Origin of the sequence: Prochlorococcus marinus str. GP2 (assembly GCF_000759885.1) — a bacterium.
In the GTDB taxonomy this organism is placed as follows: Bacteria; Cyanobacteriota; Cyanobacteriia; order PCC-6307; family Cyanobiaceae; genus Prochlorococcus_A; species Prochlorococcus_A marinus_J.
In genome coordinates this window covers 83,196-108,618 of record NZ_JNAH01000003.1, presented here as the reverse complement: position 1 = coordinate 108,618, position 25,423 = coordinate 83,196, and the positions used below count along the sequence as shown (strand labels likewise).

The 25,423-nt window shown below is 30.7% G+C and carries 33 protein-coding genes; 17 read left to right on the top strand and 16 right to left on the bottom strand.

The window, feature by feature from the left end; all coding sequences use genetic code 11:
- Window positions 1-8: 8 nt before the first annotated feature.
- The gene (locus EU91_RS07040) at window positions 9-245 is read right to left on the bottom strand and encodes an NAD(P)H-quinone oxidoreductase subunit O (protein ID WP_032523899.1); all 237 of its coding nucleotides are present in this window, start codon (window positions 243-245) and stop codon (window positions 9-11) included.
- A 136-nt stretch (window positions 246-381) separates the two neighbouring features.
- Here EU91_RS07040 and EU91_RS0108400 point away from each other — a divergent pair, with 136 nt between their 5' ends.
- Window positions 382-1,308, top strand: coding sequence for a TIGR01777 family oxidoreductase (locus EU91_RS0108400; protein WP_032523898.1), 927 nt, complete (start codon window positions 382-384; stop codon window positions 1,306-1,308).
- Here the strand turns inward: EU91_RS0108400 and EU91_RS07045 are convergent.
- The 3 genes from EU91_RS07045 to EU91_RS07055 are packed head-to-tail and all read right to left on the bottom strand — an operon-like array spanning window position 1,259 to window position 2,381.
- Window positions 1,259-1,528: a hypothetical protein gene (locus EU91_RS07045; RefSeq protein ID WP_032523897.1), complete on the bottom strand. Its 270-nt coding sequence runs from the start codon at window positions 1,526-1,528 to the stop codon at window positions 1,259-1,261. The genes EU91_RS0108400 and EU91_RS07045 overlap by 50 nt on opposite strands.
- Window positions 1,529-1,553: 25 nt before the next feature.
- Entirely contained in the window at window positions 1,554-1,982 is a 429-nt protein-coding gene (locus tag EU91_RS07050; RefSeq protein WP_032523896.1) for a tetratricopeptide repeat protein, read from the bottom strand.
- Window positions 1,983-1,988: 6 nt separating this feature from the next.
- The gene (locus EU91_RS07055) at window positions 1,989-2,381 is read right to left on the bottom strand and encodes a HesB/IscA family protein (RefSeq protein ID WP_032523895.1); all 393 of its coding nucleotides are present in this window, start codon (window positions 2,379-2,381) and stop codon (window positions 1,989-1,991) included.
- A 99-nt stretch (window positions 2,382-2,480) separates the two neighbouring features.
- Between EU91_RS07055 and zds the strand changes: the two genes are divergently transcribed.
- Both zds and EU91_RS07065 read left to right on the top strand, forming a co-directional pair.
- Window positions 2,481-3,935 carry a 9,9'-di-cis-zeta-carotene desaturase gene (zds, locus tag EU91_RS07060; RefSeq protein WP_032523894.1) on the top strand — a complete coding sequence of 485 codons (1,455 nt, stop codon included), beginning with the start codon at window positions 2,481-2,483 and terminating at the stop codon, window positions 3,933-3,935.
- 3 nt (window positions 3,936-3,938) lie between these two features.
- A complete protein-coding gene (locus EU91_RS07065) occupies window positions 3,939-4,409 on the top strand; it encodes an SRPBCC family protein (RefSeq protein ID WP_032523893.1) in 471 nt (156 codons plus the stop codon).
- On the opposite strand, the gene EU91_RS07070 is transcribed toward EU91_RS07065, so the two are convergent.
- Genes EU91_RS07070 through EU91_RS07080 form a run of 3 tightly spaced genes read right to left on the bottom strand, consistent with a single transcriptional unit; the run spans window position 4,402 to window position 5,787 of the window.
- Entirely contained in the window at window positions 4,402-5,199 is a 798-nt protein-coding gene (locus EU91_RS07070; RefSeq protein ID WP_032523892.1) for a uroporphyrinogen-III synthase, read from the bottom strand. The genes EU91_RS07065 and EU91_RS07070 overlap by 8 nt on opposite strands.
- Window positions 5,186-5,578, bottom strand: a complete 393-nt coding sequence (gene rbfA, locus EU91_RS07075; protein WP_032523891.1) for a 30S ribosome-binding factor RbfA — start codon at window positions 5,576-5,578, stop codon at window positions 5,186-5,188. The genes EU91_RS07070 and rbfA overlap by 14 nt, the downstream gene beginning before the upstream one ends.
- On the bottom strand, window positions 5,578-5,787 hold the full coding sequence (locus tag EU91_RS07080) for a DUF751 family protein (protein WP_002806502.1): 210 nt from the start codon (window positions 5,785-5,787) through the stop codon (window positions 5,578-5,580). The genes rbfA and EU91_RS07080 overlap by 1 nt, the downstream gene beginning before the upstream one ends.
- Before the next feature lie 54 nt (window positions 5,788-5,841).
- Here EU91_RS07080 and EU91_RS07085 point away from each other — a divergent pair, with 54 nt between their 5' ends.
- Complete coding sequence (locus EU91_RS07085) at window positions 5,842-6,567, top strand: glutathione S-transferase family protein (RefSeq protein ID WP_032523890.1); 726 nt, start codon at window positions 5,842-5,844, stop codon at window positions 6,565-6,567.
- On the opposite strand, the gene EU91_RS07090 is transcribed toward EU91_RS07085, so the two are convergent.
- The gene (locus EU91_RS07090; protein ID WP_082303023.1) at window positions 6,554-7,261 is read right to left on the bottom strand and encodes a DUF6816 family protein; all 708 of its coding nucleotides are present in this window, start codon (window positions 7,259-7,261) and stop codon (window positions 6,554-6,556) included. The genes EU91_RS07085 and EU91_RS07090 overlap by 14 nt on opposite strands.
- A 1-nt stretch (window position 7,262) precedes the next feature.
- Between EU91_RS07090 and EU91_RS07095 the strand changes: the two genes are divergently transcribed.
- A complete protein-coding gene (locus tag EU91_RS07095) occupies window positions 7,263-7,520 on the top strand; it encodes a chlororespiratory reduction protein 7 (RefSeq protein WP_011375677.1) in 258 nt (85 codons plus the stop codon).
- Here EU91_RS07095 and EU91_RS07100 read toward each other — a convergent pair.
- The gene (locus EU91_RS07100; RefSeq protein WP_032523888.1) at window positions 7,517-8,074 is read right to left on the bottom strand and encodes a shikimate kinase; all 558 of its coding nucleotides are present in this window, start codon (window positions 8,072-8,074) and stop codon (window positions 7,517-7,519) included. The genes EU91_RS07095 and EU91_RS07100 overlap by 4 nt on opposite strands.
- A 50-nt stretch (window positions 8,075-8,124) precedes the next feature.
- On the opposite strand from EU91_RS07100, the gene EU91_RS07105 reads away from it, so the two are divergent.
- The 5 genes from EU91_RS07105 (at window position 8,125) to petL (ending at window position 11,476) form a co-directional block, all read left to right on the top strand.
- Window positions 8,125-9,051 (top strand): 6-pyruvoyl trahydropterin synthase family protein, encoded by a 927-nt coding sequence (locus EU91_RS07105; RefSeq protein ID WP_032523887.1) that lies wholly within the window; start codon window positions 8,125-8,127, stop codon window positions 9,049-9,051.
- Window positions 9,048-9,698, top strand: coding sequence for a RibD family protein (locus EU91_RS07110; RefSeq protein WP_032523886.1), 651 nt, complete (start codon window positions 9,048-9,050; stop codon window positions 9,696-9,698). Before EU91_RS07105 ends, EU91_RS07110 begins: the two co-directional genes overlap by 4 nt.
- 17 nt (window positions 9,699-9,715) lie before the next feature.
- A complete protein-coding gene (locus EU91_RS07115) occupies window positions 9,716-10,870 on the top strand; it encodes a GNAT family N-acetyltransferase (RefSeq protein ID WP_032523885.1) in 1,155 nt (384 codons plus the stop codon).
- 61 nt (window positions 10,871-10,931) lie between these two features.
- A complete protein-coding gene (locus EU91_RS07120; RefSeq protein ID WP_032523884.1) occupies window positions 10,932-11,318 on the top strand; it encodes a DUF4346 domain-containing protein in 387 nt (128 codons plus the stop codon).
- Between the two features lie 65 nt (window positions 11,319-11,383).
- Window positions 11,384-11,476, top strand: a complete 93-nt coding sequence (petL, locus tag EU91_RS0108395; protein WP_011375671.1) for a cytochrome b6-f complex subunit PetL — start codon at window positions 11,384-11,386, stop codon at window positions 11,474-11,476.
- Window positions 11,477-11,480: 4 nt separating this feature from the next.
- Here petL and rimO read toward each other — a convergent pair whose 3' ends face one another.
- Entirely contained in the window at window positions 11,481-12,845 is a 1,365-nt protein-coding gene (rimO, locus tag EU91_RS07125) for a 30S ribosomal protein S12 methylthiotransferase RimO (protein ID WP_032523883.1), read from the bottom strand.
- 105 nt (window positions 12,846-12,950) lie between these two features.
- Here rimO and EU91_RS07130 point away from each other — a divergent pair, with 105 nt between their 5' ends.
- Window positions 12,951-13,886: a vitamin K epoxide reductase family protein gene (locus tag EU91_RS07130; RefSeq protein WP_032523882.1), complete on the top strand. Its 936-nt coding sequence runs from the start codon at window positions 12,951-12,953 to the stop codon at window positions 13,884-13,886.
- On the opposite strand, the gene nadB is transcribed toward EU91_RS07130, so the two are convergent.
- Together nadB and EU91_RS07140 are read right to left on the bottom strand one after the other, a co-directional pair.
- Complete coding sequence (gene nadB, locus EU91_RS07135; RefSeq protein ID WP_032523881.1) at window positions 13,876-15,543, bottom strand: L-aspartate oxidase; 1,668 nt, start codon at window positions 15,541-15,543, stop codon at window positions 13,876-13,878. The genes EU91_RS07130 and nadB overlap by 11 nt on opposite strands.
- On the bottom strand, window positions 15,543-16,310 hold the full coding sequence (locus tag EU91_RS07140; RefSeq protein WP_032523880.1) for a DUF3120 domain-containing protein: 768 nt from the start codon (window positions 16,308-16,310) through the stop codon (window positions 15,543-15,545). The genes nadB and EU91_RS07140 overlap by 1 nt, the downstream gene beginning before the upstream one ends.
- Before the next feature lie 177 nt (window positions 16,311-16,487).
- Between EU91_RS07140 and EU91_RS07145 the strand changes: the two genes are divergently transcribed.
- From EU91_RS07145 to EU91_RS07165, 5 genes are all read left to right on the top strand, one after another.
- Window positions 16,488-17,900 (top strand): TIGR03279 family radical SAM protein, encoded by a 1,413-nt coding sequence (locus EU91_RS07145; protein WP_032523879.1) that lies wholly within the window; start codon window positions 16,488-16,490, stop codon window positions 17,898-17,900.
- On the top strand, window positions 17,893-19,323 hold the full coding sequence (locus tag EU91_RS07150; RefSeq protein ID WP_032523878.1) for a TolC family protein: 1,431 nt from the start codon (window positions 17,893-17,895) through the stop codon (window positions 19,321-19,323). The genes EU91_RS07145 and EU91_RS07150 overlap by 8 nt, the downstream gene beginning before the upstream one ends.
- Window positions 19,320-20,120, top strand: coding sequence for an inositol monophosphatase family protein (locus tag EU91_RS07155; protein ID WP_032523877.1), 801 nt, complete (start codon window positions 19,320-19,322; stop codon window positions 20,118-20,120). The genes EU91_RS07150 and EU91_RS07155 overlap by 4 nt, the downstream gene beginning before the upstream one ends.
- 88 nt (window positions 20,121-20,208) lie before the next feature.
- A complete protein-coding gene (locus EU91_RS07160; RefSeq protein WP_032523876.1) occupies window positions 20,209-21,126 on the top strand; it encodes a YihY/virulence factor BrkB family protein in 918 nt (305 codons plus the stop codon).
- A 95-nt stretch (window positions 21,127-21,221) separates the two neighbouring features.
- The gene (locus tag EU91_RS07165; protein WP_241433918.1) at window positions 21,222-21,473 is read left to right on the top strand and encodes a hypothetical protein; all 252 of its coding nucleotides are present in this window, start codon (window positions 21,222-21,224) and stop codon (window positions 21,471-21,473) included.
- A gap of 4 nt (window positions 21,474-21,477) precedes the next feature.
- Here the strand turns inward: EU91_RS07165 and EU91_RS07170 are convergent, their stop codons facing one another.
- The 3 genes from EU91_RS07170 to EU91_RS0108390 all read right to left on the bottom strand — a co-directional run bounded on the left by EU91_RS07170 (window position 21,478) and on the right by EU91_RS0108390 (window position 22,367).
- Window positions 21,478-21,624 carry a high light inducible protein gene (locus tag EU91_RS07170; protein WP_032523874.1) on the bottom strand — a complete coding sequence of 49 codons (147 nt, stop codon included), beginning with the start codon at window positions 21,622-21,624 and terminating at the stop codon, window positions 21,478-21,480.
- Between the two features lie 69 nt (window positions 21,625-21,693).
- The gene (locus EU91_RS07175; RefSeq protein ID WP_032523873.1) at window positions 21,694-22,077 is read right to left on the bottom strand and encodes a hypothetical protein; all 384 of its coding nucleotides are present in this window, start codon (window positions 22,075-22,077) and stop codon (window positions 21,694-21,696) included.
- 26 nt (window positions 22,078-22,103) lie between these two features.
- Window positions 22,104-22,367: a DUF2973 domain-containing protein gene (locus EU91_RS0108390; RefSeq protein ID WP_032523872.1), complete on the bottom strand. Its 264-nt coding sequence runs from the start codon at window positions 22,365-22,367 to the stop codon at window positions 22,104-22,106.
- A gap of 170 nt (window positions 22,368-22,537) precedes the next feature.
- Here EU91_RS0108390 and EU91_RS07180 point away from each other — a divergent pair, with 170 nt between their 5' ends.
- On the top strand, window positions 22,538-23,662 hold the full coding sequence (locus EU91_RS07180; RefSeq protein ID WP_032523871.1) for a trypsin-like peptidase domain-containing protein: 1,125 nt from the start codon (window positions 22,538-22,540) through the stop codon (window positions 23,660-23,662).
- 98 nt (window positions 23,663-23,760) lie between these two features.
- Here the strand turns inward: EU91_RS07180 and EU91_RS07185 are convergent, their stop codons facing one another.
- Complete coding sequence (locus EU91_RS07185) at window positions 23,761-25,377, bottom strand: ABC-F family ATP-binding cassette domain-containing protein (RefSeq protein ID WP_032523870.1); 1,617 nt, start codon at window positions 25,375-25,377, stop codon at window positions 23,761-23,763.
- Between the last annotated feature and the right edge of the window lie 46 nt (window positions 25,378-25,423).

Sequence of the window (25,423 nt, the reverse complement as noted above, 5' to 3'; positions counted from 1 at the left end):
ATAAGAATTTATTGAATATATTCTTCAAGTTGATCTAATTTTAACCAAACGTCTGGGACGGGCCTGCGCCATCGAATCTGAGCATATTCTTCTTTAACTGAAAGAATCTCTCCAGGACCTTCAAAGACATAATTAGGTAAATCATCATCACTGGCTAGCGCCTCGATACTTTTTACATATTTATCTCTATCTACAAAAACTAAACTTCCTTTCTTGAGAGGTTTCTTTTGAATAGATTCTGTCATGATCTAAGTCAACAAAGTTATTTGAAGTTATTATACAAAAACTTGTTTGATAAATATCTAAAAAAATTGATAACTGAATAATAATTACAAACGTCTAAAAAATTTAATAGCCTTAAATGATAAATATCTATAAAAAATGCGTCTTTTACTCCTTGGCTGCACTGGATTTGTTGGTAAAGAATTAGTGCCAACACTAGTAAATGAAAATCACGAGTTATATATCGTTAGTAGAAAACCCATAACTAAATTAAAGCTTGATTTAGATTTCAAAAAATTTAAATTTATTCAATTAGATTTATCAAAAGAACAAAACTGGAATAACCAAAATCTTCTAAATATTTTAAAAGAGATAGATGGAATTATTAATTTAATGGGAGAACCCATAGCAGAAAAAAAATGGACTTCTGCACAAAAACAAGAGATTGAAAAAAGTCGCATTAACACAACGAAATTTATGATGAAGACTCTTAAAAATTTCAAAATCAACCCAAAAGTGATTATAAATGGATCAGCAATAGGTTATTACGGCACAAGTTTATCTAGTGAATTCACTGAAAATAGTATTGGAGGGAATGACTTTTTAGCTAATCTTTGCAAAAAATGGGAAGCAGTTGCAGCTGAAAAACCATTTTTCTCAAGGTTGGTTATTTTTCGAATTGGAATTGTTCTAGAAACAGATGGAGGAGCATTAGGAAAAATGCTACCTATATTTAAAGTTGGATTAGGTGGACCAATTGGGGATGGTAAGCAATGGATGAGCTGGATTCATAGAAGTGATTTATGTGCATTAATTACTCAAGCATTAATTGATAAAAAATATTCAGGAGTATTTAATGCAGTTGCGCCAAATCCAGTATTAATGCAAGACTTTTCTCAGATTTTAGGCAAATGTCTTAATAGACCTAATTTACTTCCTGTGCCTGGAGCAGTTTTAAAAATATTGTTAGGAGATGGAGCAAAAGTTGTATTAGAAGGACAAAAAGTAATCAGCAGCAAACTCAAAAATTATAGTTTTAGATATCCTCTTCTTGAGAAAGCAATTTACGCCTCCACCAAGAATTAATTCCATTTACTAAAGCACCAATAATAAGAATTGTTATTAATGGGACTATAAGAGGATTCCAAACTATCTGAATAAAATTAACAAAAATAAATATCCCATTTAATTGCATGATGATTGCAAAAATAAAAAATATTGCAAAAAAAATTACTGTAAATAAGTTTATTAACAATAAATTATCGACAATTTGTTTTAAGTTATTTTGATTATTTTCACTAGTCATTTTTAATGAGAAAATTCTTGAGAATTTAGAATTCCAACCATTTTTTAACCTTGATTAACTCAGGCCAATCTGGATATCTAATTAATCCATCTTCAACAGATTCTTTCAACTCACTCTTCACTTCTGGCATCATCATAGACATTTTTTTTATTAACTCAATATGATCCCTAACACCTTTATTATTGGTAGCCAAAAGAGCTAAAGACAAATTCATTCTTGCTTGTGGATCTTGCTGATTTAATCGAACAGCTTGTCTGGCAGCTGCCAAAGCTTCTTCATTATTTTTCAAAAGTAATTGAAGCCATGATAAACAAGTCCAGGCAGCAAAATGATTTGGAATTTGCTGTATAATTTTTTGAAAATCTTGAACGATTGGAATTAAATCTTGCCCTGCTTTATATCTTGATAGAGCTGCATTAAAATCCTCTTCGATGGGATTAATTTCGTTATTCATTATTTATTAAACTGCAAAGGAGCTTCCACAACCACAAGTTTGTGAAGCATTGGGATTTACAAAATTAAAGCCGCCTCCAATTAATTCCTTACTAAAATCTAATTGCATTCCATAAATATATAAGAGACTTTTAGGATCACAAACTACTTTAAAGCTTTGATCAGCTTTTAATGAATAATCATAAATTTTATCATCGGGATTTATTTCATTAATTCCTATAAAATCCATCGTATAACTCATCCCACTACAACCGCCTGATCTTACACCTACCCTTAGTGCTTTTTTATCACTTTGGCCCTTCAATAAATTTGAAATTTGTTCTATAGCATCACTTGTAATTAAGATACCTTTGCCATCGTCAGAATTTTTAATTTCCTGTTTAACTTCTACATTTTCCATAAACAAAGGATTTCTACTATTTATAATATAAAAACTTAATCGACAGGATGCATAGAACAAACAATATCCAAACTTGATTTGTTATAATTTTAAGAAAAAGTGAAAATTGCAATAGTTGGTTCTGGATTAGCTGGTCTTACAGCTGCTGTAAATTTAGTTGATGAAGGCCACGAAGTAGATATTTACGAGAGCAGGTCTTTTTGGGGAGGTAAAGTCGGAAGTTGGGAAGATAAGGATGGCAACCACATAGAGATGGGATTACATGTATTTTTTTACAATTATGCAAATCTCTTTAAATTAATGAAAAAAGTTGGAGCTCTAGACAATCTACTACCTAAAGATCATACTCATCTATTTATCAATAATGGTGGCAATTTAAAATCTTTAGACTTCAGATTCCCTTTAGGTGCTCCATTTAATGGACTAAAAGCTTTTTTTACCACCGAACAACTTACTTGGGTAGACAAGTTAAGAAATGCCTTAGCTTTAGGGACAAGTCCAATTGTTAGAGGATTGATAGACTATGAAGGCGCAATGAAAATAATTAGAGATTTAGATAAAATTAGTTTTAAAGAGTGGTTTTTAAACCATGGTGGAAGTGAAAAAAGCTTAGAAAGAATGTGGGATCCCATCGCATATGCTTTAGGTTTTATTAATTGCAAAGATATTTCAGCAAGATGTATGCTAACTATCTTCATGATGTTTGCCTCAAAAACAGAAGCCTCAAAACTAAATCTCTTAAAAGGTTCTCCTCATAAGTGGTTAACTCAACCTATTGTCGACTACATCACAAACAAAGGGGCAAAAATTCATCTTAATCATAAGGTTGAAGAAATCATATATGACAAAGAATCTTCCTCTTATTCAGTTAATCAATTAAAAATATCTTCTCCTGAAGGACTTAAGGCAGTATTTGCTGATAAATTTCTTGCTGCCTGTGATGTTCCTGGCATAAAAAAAATAATTCCAAAAGAATGGTATAAATTTAAAGAATTTGAAGGTTTAAAAAAACTTCGAGCAGTCGCTGTTGCCACAATCCAATTAAGATACGACGGTTGGGTTACCGAATTACAAAAAGAAAATACCGTAAACACACCAACTGGACTAGATAACCTTCTTTATTCTGCAGATGCTTCTTTCAGTTGTTTTGCTGATTTAGCTCTAGCCAGTCCAGTAGATTACAGGAAAAAAGATATGGGATCACTTCTACAATGTGTTTTAACTCCCGGCGATAGATGGATGGGAAGATCTACAGAAAGGATTACAAAAGAAATAGATAAAGAGGTGCGCCGTCTCTTCCCATCATCAAAAAACCTTAAATTACTTTGGAGTAACGTAGTACAAATTCCACAATCACTCTATAGAGAATCTCCCGGCATGGAACCTTTCAGACCCGATCAAAAAACATCTATACCTAATTTCTTCATGGCTGGTAGTTACACAAAACAAGATTACATAGACTCTATGGAGGGAGCTACAATGAGTGGTCATTTAGCTGCTGCTGCAATTTTAGAGAAGAAAGCAGAATTAGCAAAAAATCTTGCAGTAAGTTAATTTATGGGTACTTGGCTAAAACATGACGTAATAACCGTTGTTAATGCACCTCTTGAAAATGTATGGAATACATGGAGCGATTTAGACTCAATGTCACTTTGGATGAGCTGGATTGAATCTGTAAAAACAGTTGATGAAGAAACTAGTACATTACCAGATTTAACAGAGTGGACTCTGGCTGCAAATGGCTTTAGGTTTAAATGGAAAGCTCAAATTACAGAAAGGATCGAAAAAAGCAAACTTAAATGGAAATCAATAGGAGGTTTACCAACTGAGGGATCAGTAGTTTTTCAAAGTAAAAGTGATCAAATCACAACCGTAAATTTAGCCATAACTTATGAGCTACCTAAAATGATTGCTCGGTTTATGGAAGAGAATATATTAGGAAAAATGGTTACAAATGAATTACAGGCCAATATTGATAGATTCAAAGATTTAGTTGAAAAGAACTATACAAAAGATCTTTCTAATTAAAAATATTAATTGCTGTATCTAGTAGTCCTTCAAAAGTATATTTTTGTGCCTGACCATCAACTCTTCCAAAAATCTTGTTACATACTTTTGTTGTCTGAGGACCAATAGTTAATAACTTAATTTCATCACAATATCCTAACCATTCTTTACCCAGTTTTTTTTCTAGTAACAAAGCAGAATTTGATACGGTTTTACCGCTTGAGAAAATTATTGCATCGACTTTTCGATTAGAAATAATGTCAATTGTTTCTTCTGGAATTGAGTCAGGGCATCTAGTTTCATATGCAGCAACCTCAAATACACGGGAACCAGCCTTTCTAAATTGATCTGCAATTAGATCCCTACCACCTGTTTGGACTCTTGGTACAAAGACTCTAAGTCCATAACCAGATACGGGGAAATTATCAATTAAACTCTCAGCAACAAATTCTGGAGGTATGAAATCAGCCTTAATCCCAAAATTATCAAGAGTTTTTGAAGTTTTTTCTCCGACTACAGCGATTTTTGTTTTCTTAGAACACTCTTTTAATGAACTATTAAAGTATCTAAGTCTTTTATCCACAAATTTAATCCCATTACTACTGGAAAAAATAATCCAATGAAAATCATTTATTTGATCTAATGCTTCGTCAAGAGGTTTCAAATCATCAGGATCACCAATACTTATTGCAGGCAAATCAAATACATTAGCGCCCTTGCTTATGAATATCTTTTTTATATCCAATATCCCTTCTTTTGATCGAGTAATAATTATATTTCTTTGATCAAGGGGAAGATCAACTTTTGGCATCCTTGTCCTCAAAATTATTAGTTTGATTTTTACTTTTTAATTCATCGAGAAGTTTCAAGACTGATAATCCTTTATCAAGAACAACATCGTCTTTAAAAATTATCTCTGGAACTCTTCTCATCTCAATTCTTTTTCCTAAACTATGCCTTATAGAGCTTTTAGCAGTATTTAAGTTTTCCACAATCTCTTTCCTTACTTTCTCTTCAGCAGTTGAACTTATATAAATTTTACAGTGTTGCAAATCACCTGATAAATCAATCTTAGAAATATTGACGAAATGATCTCTAATAAGATCATTTTCTAAATCATTCTGCAAAATAAGGGTTATTTCTTTCTTCAAAAGAGAAGAAACTTTTGCAAGACGGTAATTATTTGGCATTATGGTTGTAAATTTATTGGGTTTGTCATCGCTTGCAAGACAAAATAAACAGTTATGAAAGCACTTAAGACAGAAGATATCAAACCTACTATTGTGAGTGGATTTGATCTATTCTTGAATAAAGGTTCAAGCAAAGCAACAAGTCCCCCAACAATGATAGAAATCAAATACTTTGGATATCTCGCAACATTAGAGAAAAATTCGCCCATCAGCTCCACAAATAGATTACTTTTTTAGCTAAGTTTTAACAAACATTAAACAGCATGATTACATTATATCAATTTAGGCATAGTGCTTTTTGTTTAAAAACAAGAATGGCTCTTCATGCAAAAAAACTACAATATCGAGTTGAAGAAGTAACACCTGGAATTGGCCAATTTGAAATCTTTAAATTATCAGGTCAAAAACAAGTACCTGTAATAGTTGATAGTAATGATCAAGTTATTAATGACTCTTCAACTATTTGCGTATATTTAGATAAGAAAAATGAAAACAACCCACTCTTTCCGGAGGATCCAATATTATTTGCACAATGCAAACTAATTGAAGACTGGGCAGATACTACAATGGCTACAACTTGTAGAAAAGCTTTAATTAAATCTGCAATAGAAAATCCACAGCTAAGAACTGCATTACTTCCAGATGAAATACCTTCTTCAGTTAAAAGTATTGTTGATAAATTACCTTTTAAAAATCTTAGTAAAATTTCTAATGTAGTTTTGTCTTCTAAAGATAATTTAGAACTCCAAAAATTACTGGAAGCTTTATCAAAATCCTTGATCAACAAGAAATATTTAGTTGGAGATAGTTTATCAATTGCAGATATTTCAATTGCTGCTCAATTATCCCTTCTTAAATTTCCAAAGTCTGCAGGACCAATTCTTTCAGGAGAAGGAAGCCAAGAATACATAAACAACCCTTACTTAGAAAATCTTTTCATTTGGAGGAACAACTTAGAAGAATATCTTTTTAGTGCTAACTCTCAATAAATTCAAACTTCAATTTATATTTATTTGTTTTTATAGCATGAATAGAAGAATCACCAACTTTTGAACCATAAGAAGCAACATATTGCACTCCACAAATTGATGGTTTGATTGAATTATCAACTTCCAATATTTCTTCGGAACATTTTTGAAATTTACTAATGGTCTCTACCTGATTAATCCTTGAAACACCTGGCTTATGTGCTGTTTGTATAACTAGCTCATCTGCGAAAAAAATATCTTCATCTTTAATCTGATTTCTCCCTATAATTCTTGAATCGATATAAAAATCATCTTTTAAATAGGTAATTTGATTATTAATAGATTGAGGGTCATTTACAACCTTGATTAAGGTTTCACCAAATATTGCTTTTCCAATAGATTCAGAATTTTTTGCACGATTACCAACAATTAAATCTGAATCATTTTTAAAAAAATTTACTTTATAAACAACTGGCTCTTCTGAATCATTAACTATATCTTGAGAAGTAACAAGCCAATTCCCCTCGAACCATTTAGGATAAATTAAATCCTTAGAAGTATCCGATAATTTAAAATTTGGCAAATATAATTCTGGCCATTGATTTACACGATTCTCCAAAAACTCGCGTAAATTAGAATCTACCAGAGCAAAAGAACTTTCTAAAAAAATTCCTTGAAAAATCAAGCAAAGAATTAATCCAAGAAGAATTTTCATTATGTCAAATCCACTAATAAGAGCATCAGACCATTATGTATTATTAGAGCCAGATTCAAAAGAAAAAATTGTATCAAAGCAAGAAGCAATTTTATGGTTAAAGAATTGGCTTAGTAAGACAGAAACACAAACAATATATCAAAATATTGAAGATCCTGATCAGGAATTTTTTGAAGAATTATTGGAAAGCACTTATGAATTAGAAATAAAATTAGGATACGTTATCAAATGGTTTGCAGTAAGAATTGAACCAGATTAACTAATTATTTCTTTATGAATTGCATTAATTATTTTCATAGCAACTTCTTCAATATTTTCTTTTTTTACTTGAATTCTTAAATCTGCTTGAGAATACAAATTTTCTCTAGATTGAAAAATGCTCATATATAAATCTTTTAGATTCTTTCCCTGAAGAAGTGGCCTATTTTCAATTTCATTTTTCAATCTTTCAATTGCTATATCTTTATCGAGATCTATCCAAGCAATTATTCCCTGTCTTAAGATTCCCCAGTTTTCCGATTTGGTAACTATTCCTCCCCCAGTTGAGATTACTAATGAAGGAATTTTGATAGTTTCTTGAAGACAGTTTGCTTCTAATTCACGGAAATTATCTTCTCCTTCATCATTAAAAATTTGATTGATAGATTTTTTTGCCACCTTCTCTATTAATGAATCTAAATCAATGTATCTATACTTCAATAATTCAGCCAGCTTCAAACCAGTTTGTGACTTACCAGAACCCATCATTCCTATTAAAAATATGCTTCTGCCCTTAATAGTATGAAGTGTTTTTTCGATAATGGATTGTTCCATAAAGACAAAAGCGTATTTAAAACCTTAAGATAGTATTATCGCAGACAGGTATGACTTCTACACAATCCAAACCATTACATGGAAAAGGACGTGAATGCGTCATAACTCGACGTGCCTGCTTTAGTTCTAGTCACCGTTATTGGCTTCCTGAAAAAAGCCCAGAAGAAAATTTATCTCTTTTTGGAAAGTGCAGTATTGCACCAGGACATGGTCATAATTATGAGCTTATTGTTTCAATGGGAGGAGAACTAGACTCTGATGGAATGGTACTTAATCTCTCTGATGTAAAACACTCTATTAAAGATAAGGTTACTGGACAATTAGATTTTCGTTTCTTAAATGATGTCTGGCCTGAATTTAATGTTGATAACCAAGAGGGTATACTTCCTACAACTGAAGCATTAGTAAAGGTCATTTGGCATCGTCTAAAGGATGATTTACCTCTTACAAGTCTAAGACTTTATGAAAACCCAAATTTATGGGCAGATTATTTTGGAAAAAACATGGAAGCATTTTTAACAGTACAAACTCATTTTGCAGCAGCTCATAGACTTGCAAAAGAAGAGATATCCTTTGATGAAAATAAAAAAATCTATGGGAAATGTGCCAGAGTTAATGGACATGGTCATAATTATCTTGTCGATATAACTGTAAAAGGAGACATTGATAAAAGAACAGGAATGGTTTGCGACTTATCTGCCCTCCAAGAGATAATTAATGATTTAGTTGTTGAGCAACTAGATCATACTTTTCTTAATAAAGACATCGAATTTTTCCATAATTGTGTTCCAACTGCTGAAAATATAGCTTTATATATTTCTGATATTCTTAAAAAACCAATACATCAACTTGGTGCAACATTACACAAAATAAGACTCCAAGAGAGCCCAAATAATGCTGCAGAAATTTATGTTGATCAAAAGTTAACCAATTCATTAAAATTGAAATTTGAAAATAATTTAGTAACACAAACTTGAGTATCCCAAGAGTAATAATTGTTATAGCATCAAGTCTTGATGGTAGAATTGCATTTCCTGAAGGTGGAGAATCTCATCTTGGAAGCGATGAAGATAAAAAAATATTAAATCAAAACTTATCAATGGTTGACGCCACCATTTTTGGTTTAGGTACTTTAATAGCTCATCAATCAACTTACCTAGTTAAAAATCTCAATGATAATGACGAAGTAAATATATCAAAAAGACAACCAATTTCTATAGTTGCTTCAAATAGCAAAAAATTTAACAGTAATTGGAAATACTTTCGTCAACCAATTAGAAGATGGCTAATAAGCTCAAGTAAAGTTGATAATTCGTCGAATAATGAATTCGAAAAAGAACTCTTTTTCGAAGATTCATGGGGAAAAACTTTAATTTCACTCAAAAAACAAGGGATAAATGATTTAGCTCTTTTAGGTGGTGCAAAACTTATAAATTCATTTATAAAAGAGGATCTAATAACAGATATAAAAATTACAATAATTCCACGAATCATTGGAGGTAGATATACATGGATCCCTCCAGAACAAACAAATGCGATTTTTAATCTCGAAAGACGATGGGAAATAAAATCAATTAAAAATTTAATGAATAATGAAATCAATATTCATTACAAAAAAATTTAAAATAGATTCAATAATAAATGAAACAACCAATACATAAAGTTGAAGTCAAATTATCAATTAAGGAAATCTCCAAGGAGATATGGAATGAATTAGCAAATGAAATTAATAACCCATTTTATGAATGGACTTGGATTAAAAACCTTGAGATATCAAAAAGTGTTTCAAGAGAAACTGGTTGGCAGCCACTATATTTTGTTGCTTTTAAAAATGAAGAGATATATGGAATTGCCCCACTTTTTTTAAAAAATCATAGTTATGGAGAATTCATTTTTGACCAATCATTTGCAAGATTGGCTCAAGAGCTGAATTTAAATTATTACCCTAAATTAATTGGAATGAGTCCTTATAGTCCTGTAAATGGATATCAATTTCTTTATAAAAAAAATAAAGACAAGAAAGAAATTACAAATTTACTTATCAACCACATCGAAAGCTTTGCGATTACAAACAAAATTCTAAGTTGTAATTTTTTATATATTGATGAAAGTTGGGGCAACCATCTTAAATCATTGGGGTACCATGAATGGATAAATTCCAGCAGTGAATGGAGGAGTAATGGAGAAAAAACATTTAATGATTTTCTTTCTAGATTTAACTCTAATCAGAGAAAAAATATAAAAAAAGAGAGGAAATCAATTACTAAACAAGATATAAAAGTAGAAATTTTTAATGAAGATGATATCAACCAAGAAATCCTCAAAAAAATGCATAATTTTTATGAACAGCATTGTTCGAGGTGGGGAGTTTGGGGAAGTAAATATCTAACATCTACATTTTTCGAAACACTGGTTGATAATAAAAAAAATATTTTACTTTTTAGTGCATCAAAACATGATTCAAATGAAATTTTTGCTATGTCGATGTGCGTTAAAAATCAAAATAACTTATGGGGTAGATATTGGGGTAGTCAAGAAGAAATATCTAATTTACATTTTGAATTATGCTATTACCAGCCAATTGAATGGGCAATAAAAAATAGTATCCATTTGTTTGATCCTGGAGCAGGTGGTAAACATAAAAGACGGAGGGGGTTTTTTGCAAAAAGCACCATTAGCTTGCATAAGTGGTTTGACAAAAATATGGAAAATATAATTAGTCCTTGGCTAAATGAAATGAATAAACAAACCGAGATGGAAATTAATTTTGAAAATAAATCTATACCCTTTAAATAAAAAATTATTCGGCTTTACCAAAGATTATATTAGTAATATAGTTTGAAATTAAATTACCAAAATGGATTCAAGTCAAAGTTTAGATGAAAAAATAAAGATTGATAATAGTCTGTCCCACCGATATATAGACTTAGATCCAAACGGTTACTTCATTATAAAAGTAGATTTAGAAGAAAATAAAATAATTTTAGAGCACTTTCTAAATAATATTAATGATGACGGATATGCGCTTGACCCAGAAACAAATGAACCAATTAAATGCGACTCTCAAAATAAAAGAGTTTGTAATGAAGTTTTTAAAGGAATTAGTGCGAAACAACTTGGAATATTGATCACTGAAGAAAGAAATGACTTAATAACAAGATTCGATCATGCTCTATATTTAGGCCGGGAACTACAAAAAGCAGAAGAATGTTTATACAAAAAATTACCATATATCCAAGATTAAGAAATTAAACGAAAAAATCTAATCTTTTCATCTGATGTTAAATTAAATAAAAATAAAAAAAATTAATGAACATCATTTTCTATTTTGCATTTATTGGTTTTGGTTTTGGAGCTGCTTTCGCATTAGATAAGCTATTAAGAGCAGTTAAATTAATTTAAAAAACTACAAAATTTTAATAGTCTCTCCATATAAATCATATTCATCCGCAAAAGAAATATTTGCTTCAACAAATTTGCCAATATAATTTTTCAAGTCAATTTTCTCTTTAACAGATAAAATTACAGTTCCGTCAATTTCAGGCGCGAAATTGTAGGACCGACCAATTAATTCGTTATTATCTGATATTTGTTCTACCAAAATCTTCATTTTTGAACCAACATATGTCTGATTTTTTTCTTTAGAGATATTTTGTTGAACTGAAATAACGTTATCTTTTCTTGCCTCTGAAACCTCTGGAGATACTTTATTTGGCAAATGAAAAGCTGCAGTTCCTTCCTCAGGTGAAAAAATAAAAACTCCAACATGATCAAATTTGTGCCTATCCAAAAATTCGAGAAGATGTTCAAAATGTTCTTTTTTTTCTCCCGGGAAACCAACAATGAGACTAGTTCTTAATACAGCAGATGGAATTTCTTCTCTAATTTTTTCCAAAATTGATTTATTCAAAGAAGCTTGCCAAGGTCTATTCATACTCTTCAAAACATCTGGATGACTATGCTGAAGCGGCAAATCAAAGTAAGGCACAATATTCTTTGAATCTTTGAAAGCTCTAATAACTTCATCAGTTAAACCTGTTGGATAAGCATAATGTATCCTTATCCAAGGAATTGAAACTTTAGAAAGCTCATTCAAAAGTTTGGCTAATGATGGTTTTCCATAAATATCCTGACCATAATTAGTTGTTATTTGACTAATTAAAATGATTTCTTGAATACCCTTTTTTGCAAGACTTTTGGCTTCTGAAACTATAGATTCTATTGTTCTACTTCTTTGAGGTCCTCTCAACTTAGGAATAATACAAAAAGCGCAATTATAGTTGCAGCCTTCAGCAATACGAAGATAAGCAACAAATTTGTTTTTATCTACAAAACGAGGCATTTCCTCATCTGCAATAAATTCAGGTATTCTTGAAACTTCATTAACGATTTCCCCTTTTTCTACTCTGTCTAAAACCTTGGCTATCTTTTGATAATCTCCTGTTCCAACCAAACCTTTTATTTCAGGAATTTCTTTTATAAGCTCATCTTTAAAATGCTGAGCCATACAGCCTGCAACTATTACTTTCTTTCCTTGATTTGTATATTCTAGAATTTTTCTAATAGATTCTTCTCTAGCTGTTTCAATAAAACTGCAAGTATTTACAACAACGACATTTGCATCATGTATATTGCTGTCAACTTTATAACCCTCTTTATCTAATAAGCCTTGCATATGTTCAGTATCAACAAGATTTTTCTCACATCCAACATGACTGAATGCAATCTTAGATAGTTTTTTTTCTTTTAAATTGAGACTATTTTGCTTCACAACTTGAAAAATAAAAATTAAAAGATTTAAACAGCATTTCGTATATAACTCTCATGCCAAGATAATATTAGGATAGATAATGTAAATATCAAACTTTGATTTTATATGGCGCTTAAGACTTTAAACAGAAGAAATAAAAAAGATTTGAAATGGCCAAAAATCATAATCGCAATTCTTAGCACTATAGGCTTAGTTGACACTGGTTCGATTACTTTAAAAAACTGGGGATTATTTACTTCGCTTTCATGCCCAGGGATAAAAAATGGTTGTGAAACAGTTTTAAATAGTCCTTGGGGAACTTTATTTGAAAATAATCAAGTTAATATACCTCTCTCATTAGCTGGATTCATAACATATTTATCAATAATAATTATCACAATAATACTCTCGCTTAATTTAATTTCCCCAAAAGAAAAACTAAATAAGTTTTTATGGTGGTTAGTATTTCTAATTTCTTGTGCGTCATCAACATTTAGCTTTTTATTGATAAATATAATGTTTTTTAAGATTCAAGCATATTGCTTTTTTTGTATACTTTCAGCAATTTTATCGTTTTCTATCTTTATAATTTCTATGATTGGAGCAAAGTTCGAAAGTAGAGAACCTATGATTTTTAGAGGTTTCATTGTAGCCATTAGTGTTCTACTGGGAGGACTAATTTGGTCAACAAACGTTGACCCCTCAAATGCTATTGATGTTGCAAACCCCATTGAAAATGTATCGCCAATAATTACCACTTCAAGCTCGCCCCAGAAGGTAAAGTTTGCAAAATTTCTAAATGAAAGCAATATTGTTATGTATAGTGCATACTGGTGCCCGCATTGCCACGATCAGAAACAATTATTTGGTAGGGAAGCAGTTAAAGAATTAAAAGTAGTTGAATGTGCTAAAGATGGTAAAGATAATGAGTATGAGCTATGCCAAACGAAAGGAATCAGTGGATTTCCTTCTTGGGAAATAAATGGAGAAATTATTAGTGGTACTCGTGACTTAAATGAATTAGCAACAAAAACTAACTATCCTGGAGATCTTAATTTTTAATAAATCTTTTTTGAATTTTTTGATCTAACTGTTGTCTAGTATGGCATTCCCAATTTTTATCTTTTTCAGGGAAATCATCTCTATAATGACCTCCTCTACTTTCTTCTCTATATAGACAAGCTTTTAATAAAGTTATGGTGGTTATTTGTCTATTCTTTAAATCAAGTAAAAGATTTAATGCCCTCCTATTGCGTTCACTAAGTTTTATTTTTTGATCAAATTTTATTTTTTCAAGACTATTTAGTAAATCATTTTTATTTAATTTATCTATATCATTTTGAATGTAATTTAAAAATTTCCTCATATTTACCTTATTTCGAGATACACCTAAATTTAACCAACATAGTCTTCTTAGTTCATCAATTTTTTCAGCGATTATAGAAATTTGATCTTCTTTAGGATCTTCAATATCAAACTCTTGAAATGATCTATCAAATTTTTCAAATTTAGAAAGGTCATTCAAAACAATTGAAGACATTTTTCTTGCGAAAACAAGACACTCCATCAGTGAATTACTTGCAAGCCTATTAGCACCATGCACACCTGTAGAAGCAACTTCTCCAACTGCATATAATCCTTTTCTTGTTGAAGATGCATTTAGATCAGTTTTAACACCTCCCATCCAATAATGAGCTGCAGGGGCTACAGGAATAACCTCATTTAAAGGGTTAACGCCATAATCCTGACATCTACTTAAGATCGTGGGAAAGCGCTCTACAATTTTTTCTGGGTCAATATACCTAAGATCTAAGCCAACATGGTCTACATTATTATCATGCATATTTTTCATAATTGCTCTACTTACCTGATCTCTAGTAGCTAGATCACGATTTTCGAGATTTTTAACTGGACTTTCACCATTTTTATCAACTAAAATCGCTCCTTCTCCTCTAAGTGCCTCAGATATTAAGAAGCAAGGTGCACCATAAAATTTTAAAGCGGTTGGATGAAATTGAACAAACTCTAAATCTTCGATAGCAGCTCCTGCTTTCCATGCAAGAGCAATGCCCTCACCAGAGGATTGAGGAGGATTTGTTGTATTTGTAAATAAGTGCCCACCCCCACCTGTAGCCAACACAACGGCTCTAGATTTAATCCAATATAAATTTGCTCCATCAAGAACCTGTACTCCTCTACATTCTTTATTTTCAATGAGAAGTTCAGTAACTCTTACACCCCTGCAGTGAAGAATATTGTTTTGATTCTCAATATGATCTTCTAGAACTTCAACTAATGCTCTTCCTGTACGATCTTTAACATGTAAGACTCTTCTTCGTGAATGGGCTGCTTCCAAGGTAGTAGAAAGTTGATCAGAACTTTGATCAAAAATCATACCTAAATTCTGCAACCTTTCTACACAACCTGGAGCTTCTTTAACCAGCATTTCTACAGCTTGAAAATCACATAGTCCATCTCCTGCTTTTAAAGTATCTTCAGCATGCAGATCAAATGAATCATCTTGCCTAACAACAGATGCAATTCCTCCTTGAGCCCATCTACTGGAAGATATCTTACTAGTATTTCTATTTAAAAGAAGCACATTTAAATTTGCGGGTAATTCAAGACAAGTCATAAGGCCGGCAGCTCCAGCGCCTACAACGATTACATCCCAATTATTTATTGGAATCTGTTCTTGCGAAAATGGAGGCCTTAACATTAAACTAACCCACTTAAAGTTGGTTGCAGAATTGCTAAAAAAATAAAAATACCATCCACAATTAATGTCGTTTGAATTACATAACTAGAAACTAAGAGTGCTTTACCACTAGTAGTATTAATTGTGGCAGAATCTAGGATTTCTTTTGAAATAAACCAAAGTATAAGAGCAACAAAAACAATAATAGATAATGATTTTATATGTATAAGACTCTCTGAGGTTTCTTGAAGAATTATCGGTGCATTTTCAGAATCTGCTGTAATAACCTGCCTCCATTGATCCATGATTCCGATTAAAAATATTGTAATGTCGGTAACTGCGGTTCCAAATAAAGAAGATATATAAAAACTTGAACCTATTTTCCAATTAGTACCAAATCCAATTAAAGCTAATGGGAGAACTACAGCTTCAACAGGTATATGTAGAATAGGAAATGGGCTTAACCATCCCCAGAACAAACATCCTCCAAGCCAACTACCTGCCACCCCAAGTAATAATGAACTGACAATAAACCACTTATTAGATCCTTTCTTATTCAGAAGAAATGCCACTAAGAGAATAACAAATGTAAAACAAAGAGCACTTATTGGTTCTAATCTAACCCAAGGGGCTTGAACAAAAATAGGTAAAATTACAAAAAAAGAAGACCATAATCTTAAAGATACAGGATTTGATAAAAAACTATCTTCGAATGAATCAACTGTATTGTGCAATTCATTGTTGAATTTATCTTTCACTTCTAAATTTTTTGTAATTAATTCTTTCAATGAAAAAAGTTATTTAATTAATCTAAATCGTGTTTTAGAAAACTGCGAATGCCATATTTTAATAAATCAAATGCCCATAATTTCAAACCTATATTTAGTTTTTTAAAAGTATTTAATACACTTTGAGTCATATGTAAGTTTAGAATAAATAATAATAAGAGTATTTGGCCTTAAATTGTGTGGCAAGAAATTAATTACAAAGAAGATCACAATGATCTTTTGGTTCCTAATATTACTTATAGAATAAACCCTGCAGAAATTGAAAGTATTGAAGCTAATTCAATTGCTCAAGAAATAGGATTTGAATCAGGTGATTCGATAATCAGTATAAATGGAAAAAAACCAAGAGATTTAATTGATTATCAAATTCTAATTAGTGAAGAGATTTTAAACATATCAGTTCTAGATAAAAATGATGAAATTCATAATATAAGTATCGAAAAAGATCAGGACGTTAATTTAGGTATTAATTTTAAAGATGCATTATTCGATTCAATCAAGCAATGCAATAATAGATGTCCATTTTGTTTTATTGATCAACAGCCAAGCGGTAAAAGAAAAAGTCTTTACGTAAAAGATGATGACTATAGATTAAGTTTCCTTTATGGTTCTTATCTTACTCTCACTAATTTAAAAAATGAAGACTGGGAAAGAATTTCTGCACAAAAACTATCTCCACTTTTTATTTCGGTTCATGCTACTGATCCTGATACTAGAGAAAATTTATTAAAAAATAAAAAAGCAAGGGCAATCCTTGATCAAATTTCATGGTTTGAAAAAAACTCTATACAAATTCATGCTCAAATTGTCGTATGTCCAAATATAAATGACGGCGAGATTCTTGAGAAATCAATTTTAGATCTTGCTGAATTCTTTAAAAAAACTACTCAAACAGTCCTCTCAGTTGCGATAGTTCCTGTAGGACTTACAAAATTTAGACCTGCCAATGATGGCTTAAAATCAATAAGTTCAGAATACGCGATTAAGATCATCAAAAAAGTAGAGAGAATTCAATCCTTATTACAAAAAAATCTTGGAACTCGTTTTTGTTGGTTAGCAGACGAATGGTATTTAATTGCTGGTAGAAATTTACCTAGTTACAATACCTACGAAGATATGCCTCAAGAGTCAAATGGAGTAGGTTCAATTAGAAGCTTTCTCAAAACATTAAGTGAAAAGACTAAAAACCTCCCCAAAAAAGTAAATCAGCCCAAAACAATTAGTTGGGTTGTTGGTAAATTAGTTTATGAAGCACTAATTCCTATAGTTAAAAAATTAAACTTAATCGATGGATTAACCATTAATTTATATGGTTTACCCAGTATTTATTGGGGGCAAGAACAAGTTGTAACTGGACTTCTTACAGGTGAAGATATAATTTGCGGGCTTAAAGATAAAGAATTAGGAGATGCTATTTACTTACCATCAATTATGTTAAAACTGAATACTGATTTATTTCTAGATGATAAAAATATTAAAGACGTGGAAGATCAATTAAAAACTAAAATTCACGTTCTAGATGATTCAAATGATATTATAGATACTTTGATTGGAAAATCGAGTAACACTTCTACTTTAAAAAATGCTTAGAAGAGTAATAAATCCTATTTTATTTTTACCTCTTACTTTTTGTATTAATTCAATAAATGTTCATTCGAGCGAAACAAAAAACAATATCAATAGAGGTTTAGAACAAAAAACAAATAATTCTTTTATTAATTATGAAAATATACAGAAAATTATCTTAAATAATCCAGAGTTAAAATCGCTACAAAATTTAACTGCCTCAGCAAGCTTTAATCTTTCAAGTCAAATTGCAAAAAGATACCCTTCCCTAGATTTTCAAGCTAATGGATTACCAAAATATACCGCAGGTAAAAATTATAATAGTAATTTAGAGACTTTGAAAACATCACAATTTACAGCTAATCCTTCTATTATTTTTAGGTGGGATTTAGTAGATCCGCTTAGGGGATCAGAAATTAAAATTGCAAGAGAAAATTTCAAAATTGCAAAAAATAACTATGAGATAAAGAGAAAAGATTTAATTCAAGAAGCAAAATTAAGATACCATAAGTATCAAAAGTCATATCAGGATATAGAAAATAAAAAATTTACACTTAATTTGTCGATTACGAGTTTGAATAATGCTAAAGCAAAGTTAGAGGCTGGAGTTGGTACAAAATTTGAGGTTCTAGAAGCAGAAGCTCAGTTATCTAGAGATAAACAGTCTCTTTTTGAAAAGAAAATTGAACATGAAATTAACAAAATTTTACTAAAAGAAATCCTCAACATAAAAGGAGACATAGAAGTAAGTAAAAAGCAAAATTTAATAGGTTTCTGGAACCATAAATTGAATGACAATATTAAAGATGGTATCGATAAAAATCTTTCTTTAAAAAACCTTCTTCTTCAAAAATCTATTAAAAGGAGTCAAGCAAATAGTTTTTTATCTCAAAATAAGCCAAAAATTTATATTAGCAACACATTCTCAAGTATATTCTCCAGGGGTGACTCTTTATCACCTAATATAGATTCTGAAGAATCTGGATCAAACTATACAAATACTATAAGTCTAAATTTTGCATGGAATATTTTTAATGGTGGGCAGAACAATAACTCTTACAAGTCAAAAATAAAAGATGCAAAGGCTGAAGAATATGCTTTTGAAAATCTAAAAAATGTTTTGACCACAAAGATTAGTCAAGCTTATTTGAATCTTAAATTAAATGAAGAGAAAATAATTTCATCTTTCCAAGAAATTGAATCTAGTAAAGAATCTGTAAGACTTTCCAGACTTAGATATGATGTTGGAATATCTACTCTTAAAGATGTACTTCTAAGACAAAGTGAATTAAGTAATGCAAAATCAAAAAATATTGACGCAATTTATAATTTCAATGTGAAACTAGATGAATTAGAAAAATTAACTTTCCTTGAAAAAAACAAAAATTGCTCGGAAAATATTAATAAAAACATTGATAAAGAATCCATTTGCAATATTCCAATATGAAACATACAAATTTAACTGTTGATCAATTAAATAAACTGGACTCTTTATTTGAATTAGTTAGTCAGCGTCAACTAAGAGATTTTGGAAATATTAGTGCTAGCAATAAAGCAGATGGATCATTAATAACAAGTTGTGATTTATGGAGTGATAAAACAATCGTTGATGGTTTAGCTTCAATAACTCCAGATGAAGGTGTACTCAGTGAAGAGGGAGGAAAGTCAATTCCAGATACAAAAGCATATTGGGTAGTAGATCCACTAGACGGTACAACAAATTTTGCTGCAGGTATTCCATACTGGTCTATATCTGTAGCAAGATTCGTAGATGGCAGACCTCAATCTTCTTTTTTAATAATTCCAACATTGAAAAAAAAGTTTATATCAATCAAAGGCAAAGGTGTTTGGTTAAATAACCAAAAAATAAACCCTAGCCAGAAGAATCACCATAGTGAATGCATTTCTTTATGTAGTAGGTCTATAAAAATTTTGCAAAAAAAACCAAACTCAATATTTCCTGGAAAAATCAGGCTCCTAGGTGTCTCGAGTTTGAATCTAACAAGTGTCGCGATGGGACAAACTTTCGGAGCAATAGAATCAACTCCCAAGATATGGGATATTGCGGCAGCCTGGCTTTTATTAGAGGAACTAAATTGTTCTATAGACTGGTTAAAAACAGACCCTTTAAATTTAGTTTCAGGACAAAACTTAAGCAATATTAATTTCCCATTAATTGCCTGTAAATCAGAAGAAAAAATGAAAATCTTAAAGCCATGGGGGAATTTATTATTAGAAAAATAGTGGGATCATAGATCAATATCTGCTTGAAAAATAAATTAATTAGATACAATAATATTAGATATGTGATAAATATTTGAAGAAAATAAATATGCAGCGAAGTACAACTTGGATAATGAAAAGTTTGTGGGGAGCTTGTGAGAGATGGAGCAAATCTGATTGTATTGATTTGAGCGCCGCGTTTGCATACTACACACTACAATCATTTTTTCCTATTCTGCTAATTTCTCTTTCAATAGCATCATGGTTCTTAGGAAAACAAGAAGGTTTAGATGAACAAATCATTTCTGTTGCAGCTCAGATTTTGCCTCCTTCAGTAGTTGAATTAGTCGAAACAACATTATTTAAGTTAATTGATCAAGGTTTTGGAGCAGGTATTCTGGGGGCAATGTTTTTGCTTTTTACTGCAGGAAATGCATATTTATCTCTCCAAAGAGGTTCAGATAGGTTGTGGGAAGACGAACTTCCTTCTAAAAAAATAAATGCTCCTTGGAGAGAACAAGCTTCTAGGTTTCTCAGAAATAGAGTTGAAGCTTTTTTAATAGTATTCTTTATAGGTTTCTTAATGGTATTGGACCAGATTAGTGCGAACATTAGGATGATTCCAAGTAACGTTTTAGAAAATCTTTCAAAATCTAATAATTTAATTTCTGATTTATTACTAAAGTTACCGCTATTGCAAGTTGGGCAATTTGCTATACCACTAATTGGCTTTTCTTTAATGGCTCTTTTATTACAAGCACTCTTACCCAGTAGGAAAGTTCCTTTGAAACCACTATTACCTGGATCTTTACTTATTGGCATTGGCCTAACAACTTTGAATCTGGCAGTAAGTAAAAGTATTCTTTCTCTTGGCACAAGATTTCAAGCATATGGCTTCATTGGAGGTTTTCTGGTACTTACTTTATGGGTATGGCTACTAGGAGTGATTTTATATTTTGGACAATGTTGGAGTGTCGTAATTGCTAGTATGTCTTTAGTTAATAAAAAAAGATACAGTAGAAAATAATTATTATGAACTATTTTCTTAAAGCTAATCAAAATTTCCTGTTTTTTTCATTAATTTTTTTACTAGTTATCCCAATTTTTGGGATTAACTTTTTAATGAGTCTGCTTGGAAATATCCTTCTCCTTTTTTTACTAATTCCTGTTTTATTTTTAATACTTATAGCAATAGGTTTTAATTTTTATAAGTCTAAACTCAATACATGTGTTAGTTGTGGTGCAATATCCTCGTCTTTAAATGAAAAGTGTATTAATTGTGGTGCTGATTTTAAGAATATGAATAGCAGAAATCAAGTAGAAAAAAAACCAGGTGAAAGTACAATCGAGGTTAAAGCTGTAGAAATTAAATGAAATTCTAACCTATTCCAATTTGACGTAATATACTTTGTCCAGTAATTAATTCAGTACCCAGACCAATCAAAATACCCATCATTGCCATACGACCATTCCAGGTTTCAGCAAAATTAACAAATCCAAATCTTGGCTGATTTTCTTCGTTCATAATTAACTAGATTGATTATTTAGATATTTTAACGTTAAGAGGAAGAATTTACGATAAATAATAAATTAATTATTTAACATGTCTAAGACCATCAACAGGCCGATACTCATCTCCAGTTAATTCCTCATATACAATTGCAGGTAATCCTGTATCAAACATTGTTTGTAATGCTTCTTTTAACATAGGATTCCATCCTCCTGTACTGACTTTTCCATGTCTTACTGTCCAATCCCAAGTCCCTTGCAAATCTCTAGGTAATCTTCCATCTCTATCTCTTCTAGCAACTAAATCTAAAGATTCTACTAAACCAACAATAATCGGATTTTTGCCATAAGAAGGAGTTAAACTTAATTCAAGCCTGACAGGATCTTCTTTAACCATTCTTAGTCTAAACCTAGGTGGCAACTTAAGAGATCTTATAACTGCTGAGACAATTTTTGTTCTTAATTCCAATTGTTTTACCTTAAATTTAAATTTGACTAATCAGTGGTTGAACCTTTTTCTTCCAGGGTATTATCATTATCATTTGAAAATCTTACTGTTAATAATTCCTCCTCTGTTATGTTTCCAGATTTATCAAGAAGTTCTGGATGGATTGTATACTTTTTTTGTTTTAGATTTGATTTGTAAAAATGTTTTTTTTCTATGCCAGAAATACCCCAACCATTAGACATAATCTTAAAAGCTTTCCAAACGAGATATGTTAAGGCCGCTGAATATATAATTGGAAATAGGAGTGTCATTAAACTTATAGATTAATAATATATATGATTAATATGATAGCTCGAAAAAAAGAGAAATAGCTATTTTAAGGTAATAATTTATTCTCTTTACTAAATAAAAATTTTTTTTGAAGTTATTATAAAATTACATTAATAGATAATTATTTAATGTCAAAGAGAAGTATATAAAAATGAAATTCAAACCATATAACCACAAAAAATTATTAATCTCATCAGCAATTACAATGGGTATTATATTTCCATTAAATGTAATATCCCAACCATTAACTAAAACAAATTTTAATGAAGATAATTTTTATTCAAAAAGATCTTTCATATCTGAAGCTGTAGAAAAAACTGGTCCTTCTGTAGTAACTATTGATACTCAAAGATATGTTAAAAAAAGAAAATTTCCGAGAAATTCTCAACTTAATATAGACCCATATTTTGAAAGATTTTTTGGATTAGATTTACCCTACGATAATCAACCAAGGATTGAACAGAACCAGGGAAGTGGATTCATTTTCGCAGACGGACTTGTAATGACTAATTCTCATGTTGTCAATGGATCTGATAGAGTAATCGTTGGATTAACTACTGGCAAAAAATTAAAGGCAAAACTTATAGGACAAGACTTTTTTACTGATTTAGCTGTACTAAAGATTGAGGGAGATGGACCTTGGCCAATTGCACAATTGGGTGATTCAACAAAAATTAAAGTTGGTGATTGGGCAATTGCAGTTGGAAATCCATTCGGACTAGAAAACACAGTTACGCTTGGTATTATCAGTAACCTCAAAAGAAACGTCACTCAATTAGGAATTTACGATAAAAAGCTTGAACTAATTCAAACAGACGCAGCTATTAATCCTGGAAATTCAGGAGGACCTCTATTGAATAGCAATGGAGAAGTAATTGGTATTAATACCTTGATCAGATCAGGTCCAGGGGCTGGTTTAAGTTTCGCAATCCCAATTAATAAAGCGAAAGATATTGCATATCAACTCATAAATAATGGGAAAGTAATACATCCCATGATTGGGATAAGCCTAATAAATGAAACAAATTATGAAACAAACAATAATGCCGTAAAAGTTGGTTATGTAGTACCAAATAGTCCAGCTGATAAGAGTGGAATTATGAAAGATGACATCATTATCAAAGTAGGTAATAAAAATATCGAAACAGCTTCAGACGTTACAAACCAAATCAGTAGCCATGGTATTACTAAACAAATAAATATATTATTAAGGCGAAGAAATAAATTAATTAAGTTAAAAGTAGTACCAACTGATATTAGTAATCTAAAAAATTAGTAAAAGCCAAAACTTTCATTTTTTTTGTAATTTTTAGATCAAGAAATGACGGCAACCTATATAAAGAAAAATTATTAGATGATGTTTAATACTTTATTTTACTCTTTTCTTTTTTCTAAAAAATATTCGTAATTACCATTGTATGAAAATAACTTTGAATCTTTTATTTCTATAATTCTATTTGCAACTTTTGAAATGAAATATCTATCATGCGAAATGATTAATAGTGAGCCCTTATAGTTTTTAATTGCTAATTCTAAATTTTCCTTAGATTGAAGATCCAAATGATTGGTGGGCTCATCCAATAGAAGAAAATTACTGGGAGTCATAATCATAAGCGCCAAGGCTAATCTTGCCTTTTCTCCGCCACTAAGTTGTTTAATAGTCTTAAAAACAGTTTCATTTTGAAAACCAAAACCTCCTAAAAAAGTTCTTACTTTTTTTTGTGGCCAATCTGGAGATTTATTGCATATTAAATCAATAACCTTTTCATGAAGTGAAAGTGCTTCAGCCTGGTTCTGTTCATAATAACTTGTAATTACATTATGTTTACCAAAATTAATTTCTCCAATTTCAGGAGTTATTCTTTTCATTATAAATTTTAGTAATGTAGATTTACCACAGCCATTAGGGCCTAATATTGCAATTTTTTCTCCTGCAGCAACCTTCAAATTAACATCTAAAAATAGAATTTTATGATCGTAACTATGCGACAAATTTTTGATAGTTAGAACTGATTTTCCTGAACGAGGACAATCTGGAAAATTAAAAGAGACTTTTTTTAAAGTAGCAGTAGGCGATTCAATTCTAGAAATCTTTTTTAATTGTTTTTCTCGACTTTTAGCTTGGGAACTTCTTGTTGCACTAGCCCTAAATCTTTCTATATATTTCTTTTGGATTGCGATTTCTTTTTGTTGTAATTGAAATGCTTTATTTTGAGATTCCTCATTTAAAGATTTTTGCTCCACGAAAAAAGAATAGTTCCCATTATATATTTCAGATATCCCTCTATTTATAAAAATTATTTTTTCGCATAATTTATCTAAAAAATATCTATCATGGCTAATTATAATAATTGCAATCTTTAGAGAAGATAAATACTCTTCCAACCAGAAGATAGTATCCAAATCCAAATGATTGGTGGGTTCATCTAGTAAAAGTAAATCAGGATTTTGTAGGATTATTTTTCCAAGCGCCACTTTCATTTGCCAACCACCTGAAAAATTTCCAACTAATTTATCAGCATCTTCGGCAGAAAAACCAAGCTTCGGCAATATTTTTTCTACATCAGAACGCATTTTATACCCACCTAAGGCTTCAAATTTTGCTTGATATTTTGCAAGCTGATTTACTAACATTTCAAGTTCATTGGAATTTTTTCTTATATCCAACGATTTCATTTTTGACTCAATTTCTAAAAGTTTAATGGAAACAATTTGTACATCTTTGAAAGAACTTTCTAATTCCTCTCTCACTGAACGATTTAATTGACAATCTAACTCTTGTTTTAAATGAGCAATTTTAGGATTCCCTTCCTTGATAATCGTTCCACTTGTTTGATCTTCCTCACCAATTAAAATCTTAAATTGGGTTGATTTACCTGCACCATTTGAACCAACTAAGCCAACTTTCTCGCCTTTCTTAATCTCCCAGTGAATATTTTTTAAAACAACATCGGTCGAATAAATTTTGCTTACACCCTCAAATCTAATCACTGTTTTAAAATAGAATTTACAAAATAGTAGGCTTATTTACTAAAAA

Excerpts from the sequence above, each read along its gene's own strand:
- EU91_RS07040 (WP_032523899.1), bottom strand. The coding sequence starts at position 245 with ATGACAGAATCTATTCAAAAGAAACCTCTCAAGAAAGGAAGTTTAGTT.
- EU91_RS07085 (WP_032523890.1), top strand. The coding sequence starts at position 5,842 with ATGATTACATTATATCAATTTAGGCATAGTGCTTTTTGTTTAAAAACA.
- EU91_RS07045 (WP_032523897.1), bottom strand. The coding sequence starts at position 1,528 with ATGACTAGTGAAAATAATCAAAATAACTTAAAACAAATTGTCGATAAT.
- EU91_RS07180 (WP_032523871.1), top strand. The coding sequence starts at position 22,538 with ATGAAATTCAAACCATATAACCACAAAAAATTATTAATCTCATCAGCA.
- EU91_RS07170 (WP_032523874.1), bottom strand. The coding sequence starts at position 21,624 with ATGAACGAAGAAAATCAGCCAAGATTTGGATTTGTTAATTTTGCTGAA.
- EU91_RS0108400 (WP_032523898.1), top strand. The coding sequence starts at position 382 with ATGCGTCTTTTACTCCTTGGCTGCACTGGATTTGTTGGTAAAGAATTA.
- EU91_RS07080 (WP_002806502.1), bottom strand. The coding sequence starts at position 5,787 with ATGGGCGAATTTTTCTCTAATGTTGCGAGATATCCAAAGTATTTGATT.
- EU91_RS07065 (WP_032523893.1), top strand. The coding sequence starts at position 3,939 with ATGGGTACTTGGCTAAAACATGACGTAATAACCGTTGTTAATGCACCT.
- nadB (WP_032523881.1), bottom strand. The coding sequence starts at position 15,543 with ATGTTAAGGCCTCCATTTTCGCAAGAACAGATTCCAATAAATAATTGG.
- EU91_RS07120 (WP_032523884.1), top strand. The coding sequence starts at position 10,932 with ATGGATTCAAGTCAAAGTTTAGATGAAAAAATAAAGATTGATAATAGT.
- EU91_RS07095 (WP_011375677.1), top strand. The coding sequence starts at position 7,263 with ATGTCAAATCCACTAATAAGAGCATCAGACCATTATGTATTATTAGAG.
- EU91_RS07130 (WP_032523882.1), top strand. The coding sequence starts at position 12,951 with ATGGCGCTTAAGACTTTAAACAGAAGAAATAAAAAAGATTTGAAATGG.
- EU91_RS07100 (WP_032523888.1), bottom strand. The coding sequence starts at position 8,074 with ATGGAACAATCCATTATCGAAAAAACACTTCATACTATTAAGGGCAGA.
- EU91_RS07150 (WP_032523878.1), top strand. The coding sequence starts at position 17,893 with ATGCTTAGAAGAGTAATAAATCCTATTTTATTTTTACCTCTTACTTTT.
- EU91_RS07090 (WP_082303023.1), bottom strand. The coding sequence starts at position 7,261 with ATGAAAATTCTTCTTGGATTAATTCTTTGCTTGATTTTTCAAGGAATT.
- EU91_RS07055 (WP_032523895.1), bottom strand. The coding sequence starts at position 2,381 with ATGGAAAATGTAGAAGTTAAACAGGAAATTAAAAATTCTGACGATGGC.
- EU91_RS07105 (WP_032523887.1), top strand. The coding sequence starts at position 8,125 with ATGACTTCTACACAATCCAAACCATTACATGGAAAAGGACGTGAATGC.
- rbfA (WP_032523891.1), bottom strand. The coding sequence starts at position 5,578 with ATGCCAAATAATTACCGTCTTGCAAAAGTTTCTTCTCTTTTGAAGAAA.
- petL (WP_011375671.1), top strand. The coding sequence starts at position 11,384 with ATGAACATCATTTTCTATTTTGCATTTATTGGTTTTGGTTTTGGAGCT.
- EU91_RS07160 (WP_032523876.1), top strand. The coding sequence starts at position 20,209 with ATGCAGCGAAGTACAACTTGGATAATGAAAAGTTTGTGGGGAGCTTGT.
- EU91_RS07155 (WP_032523877.1), top strand. The coding sequence starts at position 19,320 with ATGAAACATACAAATTTAACTGTTGATCAATTAAATAAACTGGACTCT.
- EU91_RS0108390 (WP_032523872.1), bottom strand. The coding sequence starts at position 22,367 with ATGACACTCCTATTTCCAATTATATATTCAGCGGCCTTAACATATCTC.
- EU91_RS07050 (WP_032523896.1), bottom strand. The coding sequence starts at position 1,982 with ATGAATAACGAAATTAATCCCATCGAAGAGGATTTTAATGCAGCTCTA.
- EU91_RS07070 (WP_032523892.1), bottom strand. The coding sequence starts at position 5,199 with ATGCCAAAAGTTGATCTTCCCCTTGATCAAAGAAATATAATTATTACT.
- EU91_RS07115 (WP_032523885.1), top strand. The coding sequence starts at position 9,716 with ATGAAACAACCAATACATAAAGTTGAAGTCAAATTATCAATTAAGGAA.
- EU91_RS07165 (WP_241433918.1), top strand. The coding sequence starts at position 21,222 with ATGAGTCTGCTTGGAAATATCCTTCTCCTTTTTTTACTAATTCCTGTT.